Source organism: Micromonospora sp. NBC_00858, assembly GCF_045207365.1.
Classification (GTDB): domain Bacteria; phylum Actinomycetota; class Actinomycetes; order Mycobacteriales; family Micromonosporaceae; genus Micromonospora.
On record NZ_CP108828.1, the window covers coordinates 1602505 to 1620571 of the forward strand.

General features: G+C 66.1%; 14 protein-coding genes. 5 read left to right on the top strand and 9 right to left on the bottom strand.

The window, feature by feature from the left end; genetic code table 11:
• Nucleotides 1-2: 2 nt before the first annotated feature.
• The 7 genes from OG990_RS07640 to OG990_RS07670 all read right to left on the bottom strand — a co-directional run bounded on the left by OG990_RS07640 (nucleotide 3) and on the right by OG990_RS07670 (nucleotide 6181).
• Nucleotides 3-752, bottom strand: coding sequence for a hypothetical protein (locus OG990_RS07640; protein ID WP_406079537.1), 750 nt, complete (start codon nucleotides 750-752; stop codon nucleotides 3-5).
• A 176-nt stretch (nucleotides 753-928) separates the two neighbouring features.
• The gene (locus tag OG990_RS07645) at nucleotides 929-1327 is read right to left on the bottom strand and encodes a DUF4190 domain-containing protein (RefSeq protein WP_406079538.1); all 399 of its coding nucleotides are present in this window, start codon (nucleotides 1325-1327) and stop codon (nucleotides 929-931) included.
• A 36-nt stretch (nucleotides 1328-1363) separates the two neighbouring features.
• Entirely contained in the window at nucleotides 1364-1768 is a 405-nt protein-coding gene (locus tag OG990_RS07650; RefSeq protein ID WP_406079539.1) for a hypothetical protein, read from the bottom strand.
• Nucleotides 1765-4218 (bottom strand): AAA family ATPase, encoded by a 2454-nt coding sequence (locus OG990_RS07655; protein WP_406079540.1) that lies wholly within the window; start codon nucleotides 4216-4218, stop codon nucleotides 1765-1767. The genes OG990_RS07650 and OG990_RS07655 overlap by 4 nt, the downstream gene beginning before the upstream one ends.
• Before the next feature lie 82 nt (nucleotides 4219-4300).
• Nucleotides 4301-4771: a hypothetical protein gene (locus tag OG990_RS07660; RefSeq protein ID WP_406079541.1), complete on the bottom strand. Its 471-nt coding sequence runs from the start codon at nucleotides 4769-4771 to the stop codon at nucleotides 4301-4303.
• A 302-nt stretch (nucleotides 4772-5073) separates the two neighbouring features.
• Nucleotides 5074-5574 carry a hypothetical protein gene (locus OG990_RS07665; RefSeq protein WP_406079542.1) on the bottom strand — a complete coding sequence of 167 codons (501 nt, stop codon included), beginning with the start codon at nucleotides 5572-5574 and terminating at the stop codon, nucleotides 5074-5076.
• Between the two features lie 82 nt (nucleotides 5575-5656).
• Nucleotides 5657-6181, bottom strand: coding sequence for a DUF4352 domain-containing protein (locus OG990_RS07670; protein WP_406079543.1), 525 nt, complete (start codon nucleotides 6179-6181; stop codon nucleotides 5657-5659).
• A 102-nt stretch (nucleotides 6182-6283) separates the two neighbouring features.
• Here OG990_RS07670 and OG990_RS07675 point away from each other — a divergent pair, with 102 nt between their 5' ends.
• A complete protein-coding gene (locus OG990_RS07675) occupies nucleotides 6284-8188 on the top strand; it encodes an N-6 DNA methylase (protein WP_406079544.1) in 1905 nt (634 codons plus the stop codon).
• Nucleotides 8189-8190: 2 nt separating this feature from the next.
• On the opposite strand, the gene OG990_RS07680 is transcribed toward OG990_RS07675, so the two are convergent.
• Together OG990_RS07680 and OG990_RS07685 are read right to left on the bottom strand one after the other, a co-directional pair.
• Nucleotides 8191-8592: a hypothetical protein gene (locus OG990_RS07680; protein WP_406079545.1), complete on the bottom strand. Its 402-nt coding sequence runs from the start codon at nucleotides 8590-8592 to the stop codon at nucleotides 8191-8193.
• Nucleotides 8589-8888 carry a hypothetical protein gene (locus OG990_RS07685; RefSeq protein WP_406079546.1) on the bottom strand — a complete coding sequence of 100 codons (300 nt, stop codon included), beginning with the start codon at nucleotides 8886-8888 and terminating at the stop codon, nucleotides 8589-8591. Before OG990_RS07685 ends, OG990_RS07680 begins: the two co-directional genes overlap by 4 nt.
• Before the next feature lie 152 nt (nucleotides 8889-9040).
• Here OG990_RS07685 and OG990_RS07690 point away from each other — a divergent pair, with 152 nt between their 5' ends.
• The 4 genes from OG990_RS07690 to OG990_RS07705 all read left to right on the top strand — a co-directional run bounded on the left by OG990_RS07690 (nucleotide 9041) and on the right by OG990_RS07705 (nucleotide 17971).
• Nucleotides 9041-11002 carry an N-6 DNA methylase gene (locus OG990_RS07690; protein ID WP_406079547.1) on the top strand — a complete coding sequence of 654 codons (1962 nt, stop codon included), beginning with the start codon at nucleotides 9041-9043 and terminating at the stop codon, nucleotides 11000-11002.
• On the top strand, nucleotides 10999-12189 hold the full coding sequence (locus OG990_RS07695) for a restriction endonuclease subunit S (protein ID WP_406079548.1): 1191 nt from the start codon (nucleotides 10999-11001) through the stop codon (nucleotides 12187-12189). The genes OG990_RS07690 and OG990_RS07695 overlap by 4 nt, the downstream gene beginning before the upstream one ends.
• A 107-nt stretch (nucleotides 12190-12296) precedes the next feature.
• The gene (locus tag OG990_RS07700) at nucleotides 12297-14855 is read left to right on the top strand and encodes an NB-ARC domain-containing protein (protein WP_406079549.1); all 2559 of its coding nucleotides are present in this window, start codon (nucleotides 12297-12299) and stop codon (nucleotides 14853-14855) included.
• 134 nt (nucleotides 14856-14989) lie between these two features.
• Nucleotides 14990-17971, top strand: a complete 2982-nt coding sequence (locus OG990_RS07705; protein WP_406079550.1) for a type I restriction endonuclease subunit R — start codon at nucleotides 14990-14992, stop codon at nucleotides 17969-17971.
• Nucleotides 17972-18067 lie beyond the last annotated feature (96 nt).

Genomic DNA, 18067 nt, shown 5'->3' on the forward strand with positions numbered 1-18067 from the left:
AGCTATGGCCACGTCGTCGGGGGTGGACCAAATGCGCGACGACCCGCCCGCACAGCCAGAGTGGCGAGGGCAGCGTTGGCGCCACCACCAATCACAGCGCCGATACCGAACGGTGCCGCTCGGCCGAGAACGATGATTCCCTGCTTGGTCCCGTACTTCGTGATGAAGTGTTTCCCCAAGATCTTGTTGATCTGACGCAGCGTCTCGGCGGGCACCTTGGCGACAACCTGACGTCCCCAGTGTTGCCCCGTACGCTCGGCGACCTTGGTGATGGTGGCGGAGCCGGACCCGCCGAGCATGATTCCCATCACGATCGTTCGTCGGCGCTCGACCTCGTCGATGGGGACTCCGTGGACTTCGGCGATCGAGAGCGCGAAGAGAGCGCTCAGTTCCAGAGATGAGAGGAATTCGCCGGCCGACAGCGCCAGTGCGATGCCCGTGCCGACGCCGGGCGCCGCTGCAGCCCCTCCAACCGCAGCACCCGTCCCGGCCAGGGCGCTGACGTACATCCGCTCCAGATTGCGGATCACCTCTGCTGGTGTCGCCTCTGGATTCCGCTGGCGGGCCCGGGCAATGTTCTTGCGCACCAGTGCGCCCTGGACGTCGATTGCCTTGTCCAGGAGGTCGAGGACTCGCTGCCCACGTTCGGCTGCTTCCGGAACCGGTACGTCGAGGGCGTGACCACGCGCGTCGGGCACGTCGTCGACGGGTATGGGAAGTTCGTTCTCGGATCCCTCGGCTTCAGGCGCCATCCCACATCCTTCATGATCGACAGCGAGAGCATCACAGTAGGTGTCAACGTGGTCACCCCGGCTCATCCGGACTGGTACCTCATCGCGCGTAGTGTCCAGACGCGAGTGGCTGAACAGACCGAGCGCGTGGTGCGAGCGGGTCGGGTCGCCACAGTGACCGGCGGCGGCCGTTGTACTCACGGGGCTGACGTCGGCGTCGGCGTAGCCGCGCCGATCACACCACCGAAGAAGACCATGACCGTGAGCGCGATCATCGGGCCCACGAAGACGTAGCCGAGGATCAGGCCCGTCACGGCCATACCCCGTCCGGACTTCGTCCCGTTCCGAGTCTCGTACAGCCCGACGTGGCCGAGGATGACCGCGAGGACGCAGGGCAGCCCGAAGAGGCACCAGCCACCGAGGACGCCGAGGATGCCGAGGACCATCGACGCGGTAGCGGTGCTGGACGAGGGCGGGGCCTGCACGACCACCTGGGGCAGCAGCGGTTGGTAGTGGATCGGCGGGTAGGGACTGGCGGGAACGGCCGAGATCGGCGGCTGCGGGCGGGTCGGGTCGTATCCAGGCTGGTAGGACAAGGCGGTATCCCTCGTGGTTGGTTGAGTCATCAGGGGTCAGCTCGTGGTGCTGGCGGTCGGCTGGAGTCGCGCGAGCAGGGTGCTCACCTCGGTGTGCAGGCGACGCAGCTCCGCCGCCGTAGGAGCCAGCTCGTAGCAGTGGTGGTGCGTGGCGACGGAGAGCGTCGCCCAGGCGAACGCCACCCGGCGGGCGGTTTCGGTGCCCGGACCGAGCCGGCCACGCAGCATCAACTGCTTCGCGCGGCCCTGCCGGCACGCCGCCACGGTCGGCTTCACCCGCCGCCAGTAGGCGTCGATGCCACCTTCGAGAGCGAGCCGGATCAGGCAGGCGCAGGCCCGCGGCCACCAGCCCGCGGTGACCGCCGTGGCACCGAGCAGACCGGACCCGCGCAGGAGCTGATCGGCCGCCGCCAGGCAGCGCTGTGGCGTCGGCCCGGTCACGACAGCGCCGCCGCGAGGAGGCGGACGTCCGTGACCAGTCCGGGCAGGTCCGCCAGGTACGCCCCGTGCACGCCCTCGCGACATGCCTGGTACGCGTTGACAGCCCGCCGCCCGTGCCGGCGGCCGAGCCAGCCGAGCACGTCGCCGCCCTTCTCGGCGTCATCGAACGCCGCCAGAGCGACGGTGGTGGCGAGCCGTCGGGACGCGTCCTCGATCGCGTTCTCAATGTCGGCGTGCGGAACGCCCCGCGCCACCCGGATCCGCCAGACTGCCCGGTGGCAGGCCGCCTCCACTGCAGAGCGGCACAACTCAGCGACCACGGGCCCGCGTACCTCGGCGGTGATCTCGTCGTTGCGCGCCAGCGCGGACGCGTCGTCCAGGTAGCGCGTCACCGGATCGGAGCCGGGCCGCAGCGTCACCACCGACCGCTCCGCGCGGGTCACCTCCACGATGCGGGCATCACCGAGGCCGAGTCGGGTGACCGCGTCGGGCAGGCGCGTGTCGTGGGTGAAGACCACCACCTGCCGTTGCTCAGCCAACTCGGCGAGCACCCGTGCGAGACCGTCCACCTTCGACGGGTCCATGCTCTGCACGGGGTCGTCCACGACGATGAACCGGAACGGGCTCTCCGGAGCGCAGCTGCGCGGCAGGAAGGTGGCCAGCCCGAGTGCCTGCATCTCACCCTGACTCATCACACCCAGCGCGGTGCCGTTGTCGGCGCCGTCCACACTGACCGGGAACACCACCCGCCGCCGGGTGTTCGCCCCTTCGAGCGTCATCGCACCCAACTCGACGTTGCTCTCCTGCCGCAGCTGAGCCCAGATCCGCTGCGAGTGCCCGGCGAACGGCGCAACCCGCTCGTTGCGGACCTCCGTACCGGTGTCCTTCAGCCAGCCGCGCGCGGCCTTCAACCGGGCCAGAGTGGCCTCCCGCGCCGGCAACCCGCCGGCGGCAGCCACCCACTCGCGTACCTCGGCCGCCGCCGCCCGCCAGCCGGTGTCGCGCTGCCGCAGAAACCCCTCGGCGTACGCGCGGGCCGCGTCCGCCGCCTCCACCACCGCCGGGTACCGCGCGGCCAGGTGGTCGGCCAGGTCGGCCGGCTCCCCGGGTACGCGCCGCAGCGCGGCCACGGCATCGCGCAGCACCCCGACCGATGCCTCCGACCCGGGACCCTCGGGCACCGCGAGGTCGTCGATCAGGTGATGCGTCTGCCGCAGCAGAGCCGTGAGCCGGGTCGCCGCCGTCTGAGCGGCGACGCTGCGCTGCCGGAGGTCGGTCAGCGCCTCCGCGGCGGCGGTACGCCACCCACCGTCGAGGGTGCCGGTGGAGCAGACCGGACACGGCCCGTCGCCCTCGTCCTCGTGGTATTCGAGGGCGAGGCGGAGCAGTTCGGCGCTGCGCAGCGCGGCCCGGGACCGGCCGCCGTCGTAGCGCAGGGCCTCGGCCGCCGCCTCTCGCAGCTGACTGGCCAGCCGGTTCACCTCGTCGAGCAGCGGCGGGGCGAGGGCGGCGAGTTCGCGGCAGAGCAGCACTTCCCGGTCGGCGGTCGCCTCGTCCGGCTCGTCGAGGATCGCCGTCACCGCGGAGAGGTCGACCTGTCCCCGGCCGCGCAGCAGTGCGGCGGTCCGCCGGGCCCGGTCGTCGGCGATCCCGGACAGCGCGTCGACCAGGGCGGTGCGCTGTGCGCGTACCTCCTTGATGGTCGTGTCGTGCGGCCGGGCGGCGCGCAGCAGACGCTGGTCGGCGTCGGTGAGCGCGTCCAGGCCGAGGATCGCGAAGAGCGCGTCGAAGAGCTGGCTCTGCGTGCCGGCGGCGAGTTTGCCCAGCTCGGCGGCGGTGAGGAACGGCCGGTACAGCTCCAGCGGGCGGGCCAGACCCAGCTCGGAGAGGCCGTTGTGTCGACCCCGGGCGCTGGTGACGGTCACCTCGGCGTCGGCCAACTCGGCGCCGATGGGCCAGGCGCGGTTCACCCGGGTTGGCGTGGCCACCCCGTCGACGCGCAGCTCCACGTCAACCCAGCACGGGTCCTGGCTGTGCAGGTTGCGCCACCCCGTACGCCAGACGCTGGTCTTGTCGGCCCACCGGGCGCTGTCACCGGTGAGGGCGAGCTCGACGGCTTCGGCGAAGCTGGACTTGCCGGAGCCGTTGCGCCCCACGACTAGGGTGAGGCCCGGACCGGGGTCGACCTGGAGAGTTCGCTCCCGGCCGACGCCACGGAACCCGGCGACGGTCACCGACTTCAGCCAGATCTGTTCCGCCGACCCGTCTCCGGTGGGGGAGCGCGGGTCGAGTCGGGTGGGGGTGCCGGCGAGCGCGGCGCTCAGGTCGTCCTCGCTGGTCAGCGCGGCGAGGATCAGCTCGGCGGTCTCGGTCGGTACGTCGTCAGCGGCGGCCAGCCGGTCGAAGATCAGCTCGATCAGGGGCGCGGTGGGCTGCGGAGGCTGGGTCATGGTCGTCTCCAGGCGTGTGGTGTCCGCGGGCCGACGACTCGTCGGCCCGCCCGGCGTGAGCGGTGGAATGAGGTGCGCGGTCTCAGCGGGCGGGGCGCCACTCGCCGCAGTTTTCGGAGCTGAAGGCGTAGTCGGAGGAGCGGATGGTCACCTGCACCCGGCGGGCGCTGTTGGTGAAGTAGTTGTCGATGGTGCCGCCGGAGCTGTTCTGCCGCTCCCAGTAGCAGCCGTCGACGTCGGTGGTGACGTACGTGCCGGGCTTGATCTCCTTACCGACGCGGAACGTGCCGGAGCCGAAGAGTCGGCCCTGGGCCGCCAGGTCCACGTCGACCTGCCCGCGTTTCACCGTCTCGCGCCACTTCTTCGCGTACGGGTAGGTGGGGCAGAGCAGGAGGGCTGCGTTGATCTCCGGGATCTGCTCGCTGCTGGCGGCGAAGTCCGCCTCCAGGTACGTGTCCTCAGGGTCGACGGCGGCGCACATCTCGTACAGGGTCGTGATGTTCCCGTCGTCGTACTTGGACGTCTTCAGCGCGGCCTTCTCGGTGTCGGTCACGGGATAGATCTCCGCTTGGGCGTCGCAGGACGTCGGCTTCGCCGCCCACACCTCGCTGAAGTCCGGCCGTGTTCGTCCCCGCAGCCGGTGAGCATCGTGGCCAGCAGCGCGGTGGTGAGCAGGGCGCCGGCGGTGCGGACGGCTCGACGCAGGTGGACGGTCCCCGCCGAGCAGCGGAGGGTGCCGTACGGGTGGGGGATGGCCATGGTCGTCTCCAGGGCGCGGGAGGGCAGCGGTGCGGCGGAGTGCCGGACCGGCGAAGGGCAAGGAGATGCCGGCGGATCTGCGGATTGAGGGAGGTGTCAGTCCGAGAGAGTGATGATCATTTGGAGGCCGTCATCCGGGTGATAGATCCAGGAGGCCTTCATGTCCTCCCACTCGCCGGACTGCCGCCCGTCCAGTGCACGCGTCACTTTGACCTCCGCAACGACGGCATCGGGCACGTGCAGCTCGGTCCAGTAGCAGTGCAACTGCTCCAGCTTGAGGCCGGTTCGCTCCTCACCGACGCTCCGCAGCGTCAGCGACCTACCGTCGTCGCCCAGCATCGCCCAGTCGTCCCGCCCGGCACCGCAGGCTTCTCGGGCGGCTTCCAACGGTGAATCGCGCTGCACCAGGAAGAGAATGCTCGTGGCCGCAGCCAGCAGAATCACCATTGCCGACGCGGCGATCAGATAGCGACGCCTCCGGTGCGGCGCGTTGTTCGCGCTGGAGCCGTCATCCTCAGGGCCGTTGGCCGAGGTGCCAGCGGTCGGGTCTGGAGCCAGGGGGCTCTCGTTCGGATCTGGAGTGGTCGGGTCGGTCATCACCAGGCTCCTCGTGTGAACATGTGGGCTGTGAACAGCCGGGGCGGATCGTTCAGACCCGCCCCGGGGTTGCGGGATGAGGTCAGCCGAGGGAGACGTCGACGCCGCCGGAGAACGGCGAGTCGTGCAGCTCGAGCTTGGTGAGCTTGACGTTCTTCGGGATGTCGAAGACGACGACGCCGCTGACCTGGTTGCCGGGGTTGACGTCGTTGAGGAACGTCTCGGCGTTCTTGTTGGCGTAGATGGCGGCGGCGCCGTCGGCGGAGTACTCGGTGCCGTCGGCCGCGTACGCCTTCTGGCTGCTGCCGTCGAACATCTGCGCTTCCTTGCCGATGTTCTTCACGTTGACCGTGACCAGGCAGAACTGGCCCTGCGCCTTCGCGCCGATCAGGTCAGTGCCGATCTTGGCGACGCCGCACTTGGCGGACTTCACCGTGAACTCGAACTTGCCGTCGCGGGCCGCCTCGCCCACCTTCGCGGTCTTCGCCGGGGCGTCCTCGCCCTTGCCGCCGTCGCTGGAGCTCGTGGACTTGTCGGTGGCACCGGAGCCGCAGCCCAAGGCGATGAGGCCGGTGGCGATCAGAGCGAGAGTGGTGGTCTTGCGCATCGTTGTCCTCCTGATGTGAACGTTGCGGCGTCAATAAGAGCATCGTCCGAGAACGGTGTCAACAGACAATTTCGTGCTTGACAGATGTGCGAGACTTTCGGCGTGCAGGAGAACCCGACCATCACGGCAGCGGAGATCGCCCGGCTCGCCGGGGTCGGCCGCGCTGCGGTCAGCAACTGGCGCAAACGGCACGCCGACTTCCCCGCCCCGGTGGGCGGGACGACGGCGAGCCCCGAGTTCGACCTGATCCAGGTCGAGCAGTGGCTACGCACCCAGGGCAAGCTCCCCGAGCTCGCCACCGCCGACCGGCTCTGGCGGCACCTCGCCGCAGCCAGCGACTCCCCGGCCGCCGGTCTCGCCGCCGTCGGCGCTCTCCTGCTGGCCCGTCAGCGCGGATCCCGAAGCGGCCACTCCGACGCACAGCTCGCACCGCTGCTGCCCGACGTCGACGCCCTCGCCGACGAGCTCGGTCCGCAGGGTGCGTTCGACGAGTTGTGGCAGCGGTTCTCGGCACCGGGGCCCGGCCGCCCCTTCGCCACCCCCGACGACCTCGCCGACCTGATGATCGGGCTCGCCAGCGTCGGCGGCGGCTCAGTCCTCGACCCGGCCGCCGGCTCCGGCGCCATCCTCCGGGCCGCCGTCCGCGCCGGCGGCACCTCGGTGTACGGGCAGGAACTCGACGAGGACCTCGCCAGGCTTGCCGGCCTGTGGCTGGCACTGCACGACGTACCAGGGGAGGTGAGCACCGGTGACTCACTGCGCGCCGACGCCTTCGCCGGCCGCGCCATCGACGCCGTCGTCTGCCACCCACCGTTCGGCGCCACCAACTGGGGCGACGAGGAACTCGGCCACGACCCCCGCTGGATCGTCGGCACCACACCCCGTACCGAACCGGAGCTGGCCTGGGCGCAACACGCCCTGGCCCATTTGCGGGTCGGCGGGCACGCCGTACTGCTGATGCCGCCCACGGTCGCCAGCCGGCGCGCCGGCAAGCGGATCCGCAGCGAGCTACTACGCCGAGGTCACCTGCGCGCCGTCATCGCGCTCCCGCCGGGGGTGGCGGCGCCGCACGGCGTACCGCTGCACCTGTGGGTGCTGCGGCGGGCCGCGGCCGACGCACCGCCACCGGCGCGGACGCTGCTGATCGACGCCGCCGGCGGCGACCTGGCCGACACCGCGCCGCGTGTGCTGGCCGCGTGGCGGGCCTTCGCCGGCGCCCCGGACGGCGACGTCGAGGAAGCCGGCTTCGCCCGCGCGGTCCCGGTCATCGAGCTGCTCGACGAGGATGTCGACCTCACCCCCGCGCGCCGGCAACCGGCCGTCGCGGGCGAGGCTTCGGGAGAGCATCTGGTACGCACCAGAGAACGCCTGGCCGCCATCGTCGGCCATCTACCGGCGCTGATCCCGCAGGTCACACCCGCGCCCGACGGGCCGGACGGCCTCTTCCTCACGGTGGGGGAGCTGGCGAAGACCGGGGCGCTCCAACTGATCGGCCCGGTCCGTGCCGGCACGTCCACACCCGCACCCGACGGGCCGCCGGTGCTCACCGTGCCGGACGTGCTCGCTGGGGTGGAGGCGTCCGGGCGGGTCGACGACCGGTTCGGTCAGGAGATCCCCCTCGCTGTGGGGGACGTGGTGGTGCCGATGATCGCGCGGCAGCTCACCGCGCGGGTGGTCACCGCCGAGGGGGCGCTGTTGGGGCGCAACCTCTACCTGCTGCGACCCAACCCGGCGGCGCTGGATCCGTGGTTCCTGGCCGGGCAGCTGCGGACGTCGACGAACGAGAAGCAGTCGTCGAGTCTGTCGGGGACAATGCGTTTCGACATCCGACGGGCGCAGGTGCGGCGGCTGTCGCTCGACGAACAGCGAGCGCACGGGGACGCGTTCCGGCGCCTCGACGCCTTTGAGTCAGCGATCCGGCAGGCCGCCTCGCTGGGAGCGGAGCTGGCCCAACTCACCGCCGACGGCCTGGCGCGCGGCTCAATCCGGCCGGACGACCCGCGGTGAGGTCAGACCTCGACGATGGGCCAGTCGTCGCCGAGCACCTTTCGCACCTGATCGGCCCGGGACGTGATGAGGCCGGCAGCGCTGCTGATCGCAACGAAGGCCGCGTGGCCGGCTCCGAGGCGGCCGGCCTGCCGGGCCATCCCCCCGACGACCGGACAGTCGTCGGCTCGGTCGACGTGCAGGGCCGGTGTGATGACCCGTACGGCCGGGTTGCGACGCAGCATCGACAGGTACTCGTGCTCGGTGTGGTCGAGCAGGCTGTATGCCTCGACCAGGCAGACCAGGGGCACGGCAACCGTCGCATTGGCATCGGCCGCCTCCACCATCGCTTCACCGACGGCGTCGACACCCTGGGCGTAGGCCATCAGGGCGCCGGTGTCGAGCACGTAGACCGGTGCGCTCACGCCGCACTCGGCCGGTCGAAGTCGGCGCGGACCTCGTCGACCGGACGCTCCAACAGCTCCGCCACACGGGTTATCGCCGCTTCGCGCATCTCTGGTGTTACCTGGCGGGCCGCCAGCCGGCGCGCCGCGCCCTCCGGGTCGTACGGGAACTCGCCGTGCCCGGCCGCCCGCAGAGCGGCGCGCATGTCGTCGGATACCCGACGGCGGCGCAGCGCTTCGGTGACGTACGCGGAAACCTGGCGGGCCGGGAGTGCATCCAGCTGCTCGGCCACGTCATCAGGGACAGAGATCGTCACACGCCGACTCATACTCTCGAGCCTAGCGAAGTATGAATCGCCCGTCAGCGACGACCCGCTGACACTCGGTTGATCATCTCCACCGAGTGGGGGACCCCGACGACGCGGACCAGCAGCAATACTCCTGACTTAAGGCAATCGAAAGGAACCTGGTGAGTACCAAGCACCAAGAGCTCGCGAACTTCATCTGGTCGGTCGCCGACCTGCTCCGCGGCGACTACAAGCAGTCCGAGTACGGCCGGGTGATCCTGCCGCTGACCGTGCTGCGTCGGCTCGATTGCGTGTTGGAGCCGACGAAGGACGCGGTGCTCGCCCGGCACAGGCAGCTCAAGGACATGGGCGTACAGAACATGGACCCGGTGTTGCGTAAGACCGCCGGGCTGTCGTTCTACAACACCAGCGAGATGTCATTCCGCAAGCTGCTCGGCGACCAGGACCACGTCGCGCTCAACCTGCGCGCCTACATCGGCGGCTTCTCGCCGGGTGCGGTCGACGTGTTGGAGAAGTACGGCTTCGACACCCAGATCAGCCGGCTCTCCGAGGCCGGCCTGCTCTACCAGGTGGTCGCCAAGTTCGCCGACATCGACCTGCACCCGGACGTGGTCTCCAACCACCAGATGGGCTACGTCTTCGAGGAGCTGATCCGCCGCTTCTCCGAAATCAGCAACGAGACCGCCGGTGAGCACTTCACCCCGCGCGAGGTCATCAAGCTGATGGTCAACCTGTTGCTCGCCCCCGACGAGGACGACCTGATCACCCCGGGCATCGTCCGCAAGGTCTACGACCCGGCCTGCGGCACCGGCGGCATGCTCAGCGAGGCGCAGGACCACATCCAGGAGCACAACCCGCACGCCACCGTCGAGGTGTACGGGCAGGAGCTCAATGGCGAGACCTACGCGATCTGCCGCTCCGACATGATGCTCAAGGGCGGCGACCCGACAAAGATCGCCTACGGTAACTCCTTCAACCAGGACGGCCACGAAGACGAGCGCTTCGACTACATGCTCGCCAACCCGCCGTTCGGGGTGGAGTGGAAGAAGGTCGAGCCGTTCATCAAGGCCGAGCACGCCCGCGGCCACGCCGGCCGGTTCGGTGCTGGCCTGCCGCGGATCAACGACGGCTCGCTGCTCTTCCTTCAGCACATGATCTCAAAGATGAAGCGCCCCGATGACGGCGGCAGTCGCCTCGCGATCGTCTTCAACGGCTCGCCGCTCTTCACCGGCGCTGCCGGATCGGGGGAGTCGGAGATCCGCCGCTGGGTCCTGGAGAACGACCTCCTGGAAGGCATCGTCGCGCTGCCTGAACAGCTCTTCTACAACACCGGCATTTCCACGTACTTCTGGATCATCACCAACCGCAAGGACCCGGCCCGCCAGCGCAAGGTGGTGCTGCTCGACGGTCGCGACTACTGGACCAAGATGCGCAAGAGCCTCGGCGACAAGCGCAAGATGCTCACCGACGAGCACATCGCCGAGTTGACGCGCGCATACGTGGACGCGCTGTCCATCGCGGATGACCCGGAGCACCCGCAGCACGCCCAGGTGAAGGTTTTCAAGACCACCGACTTCGGCTACCAGCGCATCACCGTCGAGCGCCCGCTACGGCTGCGCTTCGAGGTCACAGAAGAGACAATCGCGTTGCTCGCGGAGGCGCGGGCGGTGCTCAAGTATGCCCATCGTGAGGCGCTCCTGGCGGCGGCGAACTCGCTTCTGAGCACGGCATCGAAGACACGTGCTGAGTTTGCGATGAAGCTGAGCGGGTTGGGGAACCTGCCGACGGCGGTTGAGAAAGCGGTGTGGGAGGCATTCTCGGTCAGCGACCCGGAGGGGGAGGTGCAGAGGGATCGTAAGGGCAGGCCGCTGGCGGACGCCGACCTCCGGGACAACGAGAACGTGCCAATGGGCGAGGAGATCCACGACTACTTCAAGCGCGAGGTGCTGCCGCACGCGCCTGACGCATGGGTCGATGAGATCAAGACCAAGATCGGCTACGAGATCCCTTTCAACCGGCACTTCTACGTCTACCAAGTCCCGAGGCCGCTCGGACAGATCGACGCCGAAATAAAAATGCTGGAGGAGGAAATTCAGGCGCTTCTGGGTCGGGTTACGAGATGAGAATCAAAGACGTAGCCCAGATTAACCAATCAACTCTCCCTGAGACAACGGACCCAGGCTACGAATTCAAGTACGTTGACATTGCTGCTGTCGACGCACTCGGCGGCGTGACGGTCCCAGTAGCTGCGACTACCTTCGGTGAAGCCCCATCGCGAGCGCGGCGCCTTGCGTCACCGGGCGCAACAATCGTGTCGACCGTCCGCACGTACTTGCGAGCTATCGGCCGCGTTCCAAACTTGGAAGACACTCTTGTCTTCTCTACGGGGTTTGCCGTCTTAGAGGCTGGATCGCAAGTCGATCCAGGTTACCTGTCATATCTCTGCCGTTCCGAACCATTTGTTCAATATGTCGTGTCGCGGTCAGTCGGGGTCAGCTATCCCGCGATTAACGCAAGCGATCTAGGTAACTTCAAGATCGAACTTCCGCCCATCGGGCAGCAGCGGCGCATCGCCGACTTCCTCGACGTAGAAACAGAACGGCTCGACCGAGTGCGCGCAGCCAGGGCTCGGATGAAGGAACTCCTCCAACTCAAGCGCGCGCGGGTAATCGAGCACCTCATCGGCCATGATAACGGCGAGCCTGAGCTAGTCCCTCTTAAGTACCTTGTCGAGCGTGTCACGGTGGGGATCGTCATCACTCCGGCCGCTTGGTATGTGGAGGGCGGCGGAGTGCCGGCGCTGCGCGGGATCAACGTCAAGTCGGGAAGAATCGACGCGAAGGATCTTGTACAAATCAGCCCTCAGGGACACCTCCTTCACAGCAAATCTCGACTAAGGACTGGGGATCTAGTCGTAGTACGTACCGGTCAGGCCGGTACAGCTGCCATCGTGACTCCAGAATTCGACGGCGCCAACTGTATTGACCTGGTGATTGTTCGACCTGGACCCCTGATCGTTCCGAGGTTCGCGGAGTATCTACTGAACTCGAGCTATGCCAAGCGGCGGGTGGCGGAGTTTGCAGTGGGCAGCATCCAGTCCCACTTCAATGTGGCTGCTATGAAAGCGATGCCGGTACCTCGGCGGTCGCTGCCGGACCAGCAACGACTCGTCTCCGAGATAGAAGAGGCCATCGAGCCCATCGACAAGTCAATCAGTCGAATAGAGGAACAGGATCGCCTCCTAGGTGAGCGGCGTCAGGCTTTAATTACGGCGGCCGTCGCCGGTCGGATCGACCTAACGACGGCATAGGGACTTTCGGGTGAGTGTCGGTTAGCATCAGCAGAAGGTCGTGTAGCGGGAGGAGGTCTCCCGAGAGCAAATCACCTTCTTTCAGGAGTTTGGTTCGGGAGGTTATCGTGAGTTTCAGTGCCGCTCGACTTACCTGCTTCGCGTTGATCTCGGCTCTCGAGGAGGATCTGCGCCTTGAGATCGAGGGCCTCCACGGAGGGCAAGGAGTTAATGCGATCCTGCCGCCTGCAATTGCTGCCAAGGCCCAAGATAGGCGAGCCAGAGACCACGGGAAGGCTGCGGCCCGATCGGACGTTGCGCTTCTTCCGTACCTTGACTTTGCTGATAGCTACGAGGTGCTCCTTGCGCGAAAAGCTGACTTGGATCCGGCGATTTCGGAGCAGCTAGCGAATTTAGCGCCCGCGCTTGGTCGTATCGCGGCGATCCGAAACAGGGTTGCGCATACACGGCCAATGGAGATAGATGACCTTCCCTCACTGCTTGATGTTGTGGGAAAATTGGTTGACCGGAACGGAAACCACTGGACGGGCTTGGCTGAGACCCGTACACGACTTGGGCGGGATCCTGCTTATGTCCTCGGACTGAGGATTGATCTGCCTATTGATCCAACACGGAGTCCTCAACACAATTTGCCCGTTCCGGATTTCGACGAGACCGGCTTCTTTGGTCGTCAACAGCAACTGACGCGGATTAAGAGAGCCATCAAAGGTGCCTACCCGGTTGTTTCCGTTCTCGGCGAAGGCGGGATTGGGAAGACATCGATCGCGCTAAAGGCTGCCTATGACCTCCTTGATGACGAAGCCGTACAGTTCGACGCTTTCGTTTGGGTCAGTGCTAAGGCGACCGTCCTTACACCTAATGAGATTCGCCGTATCAGCGGCGCTATTAAAGATTCGCTAGGGCTGTTCACCCGGGCAGCGGAGGAACTCGGCGTTCTCGCCCCCGACACTGATCCCGTTGAGGAAGTACTCAGCTATTTGGAGAACTTCCGCATCCTATTAATCCTTGATAACCTTGAGACGGTACTGGATCAACGACTTCGCAACTTTCTGCTAGAGCTCCCGGTCGGGAGCAAAGTGATCATCACAAGTAGAATCGGATTAGGAATCGAGAATCCGGTCAGCTTGGGGGCGTTATCTGAGGACGAGGGCGGCCGCCTTCTTCGGGCTGTTGCGGGGATCCGCGGAGCACGGGTGCTAACGGAGTTGTCCAATGAAAATATTCAGGCTTATGTTAGGAAGATGGGTGGGCATCCGGCCTATCTGAAGTGGTTCGTTGCTGGCGTCCAAGCGGGCAAGAGGCCGGAAGATCTTGTTTCCGATAACGCGCTGCTCCTCGATTTTTGCATGTCAAACGTATACGGCTATCTGAAGGTAGACGCCCAAAGCGTGCTTCGTTGTATGCAGGTGCTGCCAGGAGCCCGCAACCAAGGCGAACTTGCATTCCTGACTGACTTCTCAGCTACTCGGATGCAGGCGGCATTGCTAGATCTCATCACGACCAACTTTGTCCAGATGCGAAGCCAGAGCACGAACGCTTCTGAGGTAGTCGATACAACATATCAGCTGACCGATTTCGGCAAGCAATATCTGGATAGCCGGCACCCTGTTTCCGCGGGGGACAGGGCGAATCTAATTCGGCGGCATCAACAACTCCATAGTGTTGGCGCCGACTTGCGCGCGGAGGGCTCGGCCAGCCCTTATTCGCCAGAAACAGTTGATGTTCGAGGAACTGGCGATTTCAACGTCGCCCGACTGCTCCGTGATGCTCTCCTAGCGGCAGGCCGCGGAAACACGGACGAGGGCTTGTTGAACTGCCGTGAAGCGCAACTTCTTGCTCCTACCTACCATGAGGCGTGGCGGGTGGAGGCCCACATCCAAGTGCTCCGCAGTGATTTCGGCGCGGCGCGGGCCGCTTATGAACGAGCGCATGAGCTAGCTCCCCTGTCGCCCACACTTAACTACTTCTTCGGCAGCTTCCTCCTAGACCAGGGTGACAACCCTGCTCGAGGACTCGATCTGCTGCAAGCTGCAGCGCGTGTAGACACGGCTCACACTGCGATCATTAGTCAGATAGCGTGGGCGCATCTGCGGCTAGAAGACTATGCTTCTGCAATTCAAGTTACTGAGCACGCTCTCTCGACCGGCTCTCCGTACCAACCCGAGTTAGTGCCGGCCGTTATAACCGCTTTCCGGTCCGCAGTTTATTGGGCGAGCGCTGACCGTGATAAGAGGGACCTTGACGGCGCGTTGCATGCGTTGGAGGTTGGAGCGGAACTGGCAAAGACTGCGCCCGTAGGCCTGCTTATAGACGAATCGCGCGATCGTATGGTCCAGCTGGGGATGATAGCCGCAGAAATTGCGAAACTGTCCGATGAAAACTTCGTTGTACGGAAAGCTAAGGAGTTTCAAAGCCAGCTGTACGATAGGCTGAGTGCAGTCGATCAAGGTTGGCTTGACCGGCGGATTGGCGTGGTCAAGTTCGTTATATTGGACAAATACTTTGGCTTTGTCGCCTATGCGGGTCACGACTATTTCTACCACCTTCGAGATCTAGCAGACCCCGCCGAGTGGGAGTATATAGGTGAGGCCACTGCGGTGGCCTTCAAGCCGAATAGAGGTCATCCGAGAGGTTACAGGGCCGAGTGCGTTCGTTGGCTCGGCTAGCTATTTCATGCGGAGCGGGAAGACCGACCGTTGGTTCGAGACTAGCGTGGTGAGGTCCTGTGGCAGTGCAAGATGAGCGATCGTTCGAGGCGGCTGTAGAGGGTGCGTTGTTAGGCGCTGGATGGCTTCGCGGCGTGGTCGATCACTATAGCCGCCCACTCGCCATCGATACCGCCGAGCTCTTCGGCTTCATCTCGGCAAGTCAGCCAGACGAGTGGGCGAAGCTGGTGTCCTATCACGGAAACAATCCGCATGATGCGCAGCGGCACTTCGCCCAGTATCTCGCCAAGCAAATTGACGAGCGCGGCCCGCTCGACGTCCTGCGACGAGGCGTCAAGGACAAGGGCGTCCTGATCCGGCTTGCGTACTTCAAGCCGGCCCACGCCATCACCGATGACGCGCTCAAGGTCTACCGCGCCAACCGTCTCACAGTCACCCGTCAGCTCGCCTACTCGACCAGCAACAGCAACACCCTCGACCTGGTCCTCTTCGTCAACGGCATTCCCCTCGCCACCGCCGAGTTGAAGAACCCGCTCACCGGCCAGACCGTCGAGGACGCCAAGACGCAGTACCGCGAGACCCGCGACCCGAAGGAACTGCTCTTCGCAAGGCGTACCCTCGTGCACTTTGCCGTGGACCCCGACCTGGTCTTCGTCACGACGAAGCTCGCTGGCGACAAAACCCGGTTCCTGCCCTTCAACACCGGCTCCGACGGGCCGGGCGTGTCCGGCGGCGCCGGCAACCCACCCGCCAGCGAAAGCGGTTACCGCAGCTCCTACCTGTGGGAGCAGATCTGGCACCCGGACACCTGGATGGATCTGATCCGCCGGTTCCTGCACACCGACAAGGAGTCCAAGGCGCTGATCTTCCCGCGCTACCACCAGTGGCACGCGGTGACCAACCTGGCAGACCACGCCGCCCGCAACGGATCCGGCCACAACTACCTGGTCATGCACTCGGCCGGGTCGGGCAAGTCCAACACCATCGCCTGGCTGGCGCACCGACTCTCCAGCCTGCACACCGCACCCACCCTCGATGAGGACGCCCGTGCCAAGGGGCTGCGCCCCAACGAGCCGGTCTTCGACAAGGTCATCATCATCACCGACCGGGTGGTGCTGGACCGGCAGTTGCAGGACACCGTCTTCCAGTTCGAGCATGTGCCGGGCGTGGTGCAGCGGATCGACAAGGACTCCGCCCAGCTCGCCGCCGCCCTCCAGGGCGAGACGGCCAAGGTAGTCATCACGACCATGCAGAAGTTCCCCTACATCCTCAATCAGGTGCAGGGGCTCCGCGGTAAGCGGTTCGCGGTCATCGTCGACGAGGCGCATTCGTCGCAGTCCGGTGACTCTGCCGCCGCTCTGAAGAAGGTGCTGCTCAAGCTGGGCAGCGACGACGTGGACGAGTCGGGTGACCTGCTCACCGCGTCGGCGCTGGCCCGGGGCCGGCACGAGACGCTGTCGTATTTCGCGTTCACCGCCACGCCGAAGCCGAAGACCCTCGAGCTGTTCGGCACGCCGCACCCGGTCACGGGCAACCCGCAGCCGTTCCACACGTACTCGATGCGGCAGGCCATCGACGAGGGCTTCATCCTCGATGTGCTGCGCAATTACCTGACCTACAAGTCTTACTGGAAGCTGGCCAACGCCAACCCCGACGACCCTGAGGTCGATCCGAAGAAGGCCGGCGCCCAGCTCGCCCGCTTCGCCAGCCTGCACCCCACGATGCAGGCCCAGAAGGCCGAGATCATCGTCGAGCACTTCCGCAAGCACACCGCGCCGCGCCTGGGTAACCGCGCCAAGGCCATGGTGGTCACCGGATCCCGCGAGGCCGCCGTACGCCTGCACACCGCCATCAAGAAGTACGTCGAGATGCAGGGCTACGTCGGATGCGACTCCCTGGTCGCCTTTTCCGGCGATCTGGAGGTGGACGGCGTTGAGCACACCGAGGCGCGGAGCAACGGCTTCAGCGAGGGCGAGCTGCCTGAGCGGTTCGCCTACACCGCCGCCGACGACAAGCACGCTGGCACGCCCAAGGCGAAGCAGCCGACCGAATATCGGATCCTGGTCGTCGCCGAGAAGTACCAGACCGGCTTCGACCAGCCGCTGCTCACCACGATGTACGTCGACAAGCTGCTCAAGAACGTTGCCGCCGTGCAGACGCTGTCCCGGCTCAACCGCACCCATCCGCTCAAGGCTCAGGGTGACGTCTTCGTCCTCGACTTCGTCAACGAGGCCGGTGACATTGCCGAGCACTTCAAGCCGTACTTCGAGACCGCCGCCACCACGCCTACCGACCCCAACCTGCTCTACACGGCGCAGAACGCGGTGACGGGCTACCCGGTCTTGGTCAACTCAGAGATGCAGGCGTACGCCGACGCCTTGCTCGCCGCCGAGCAGAAGGCAACCAGCGACACCGCGCTTCAGCGGGCTCACGGCGCCCTCTACCGCTTCACTGAGCCGGCCGTCCAGCGCTTCAACGCCCTGGCCGCCGACGACCCGGAGGCCGCGGACACCTTCCGGTCCGCGCTGCGCGACTACACCCGGATGTACGCCTTCCTTAGCCAGGTCGTGCCCTACCACGACGAGGATCTGGAACGGCTTTACCTGTACGGACGGGCGTTGCTCAACCGGTTGCCCCGGCGGCAGGACCCGTCCGTCGACATTGGTGAGGTGGAGCTGACCCACCTGCGGGTCAGCAAGACCGGCGAGCATGACGCGTCGCTGTCGCCCGAAGGCGAGCAGATGCTGCCCGGCTTCCTCGGCGGGGCAGCGGGCCAGCAGCGTGACCTGGAGAAGGTCGTGTTGTCCGAGCTGATCGACGCGTTCAACGACCGATTCGGCATCGGGCTGGGCGAGTCGGACAAGGTCTGGGTCGAGCAGCAAATCGTTGCCCTCGCCGAGGACGGCACCCTTGAGGCCGCCGCGATGGTCAACGACGAGAGCAACTTCGGCGTGGTCTGTGACAAACGGATCGAGGACGTGATCCTGTCCCGCCACGACGACAACGGCAAGCTGATGCAGCGCTACCTGGATGACGAGAGCCTGCGGTCGCAGCTCAACCAGTTCGCACGTCGACAGGCTTACCAGATGATCCGCAGTCGCAAGGGCATCGCCTAACCGGCACACCTGCCAGCGAGGAGGACGCTTGTCGCCGTCCGATCACCGCTTCCACCTCAGGACCAGTTCCAGGGGTAGGGCGACCTGTACGGTGAC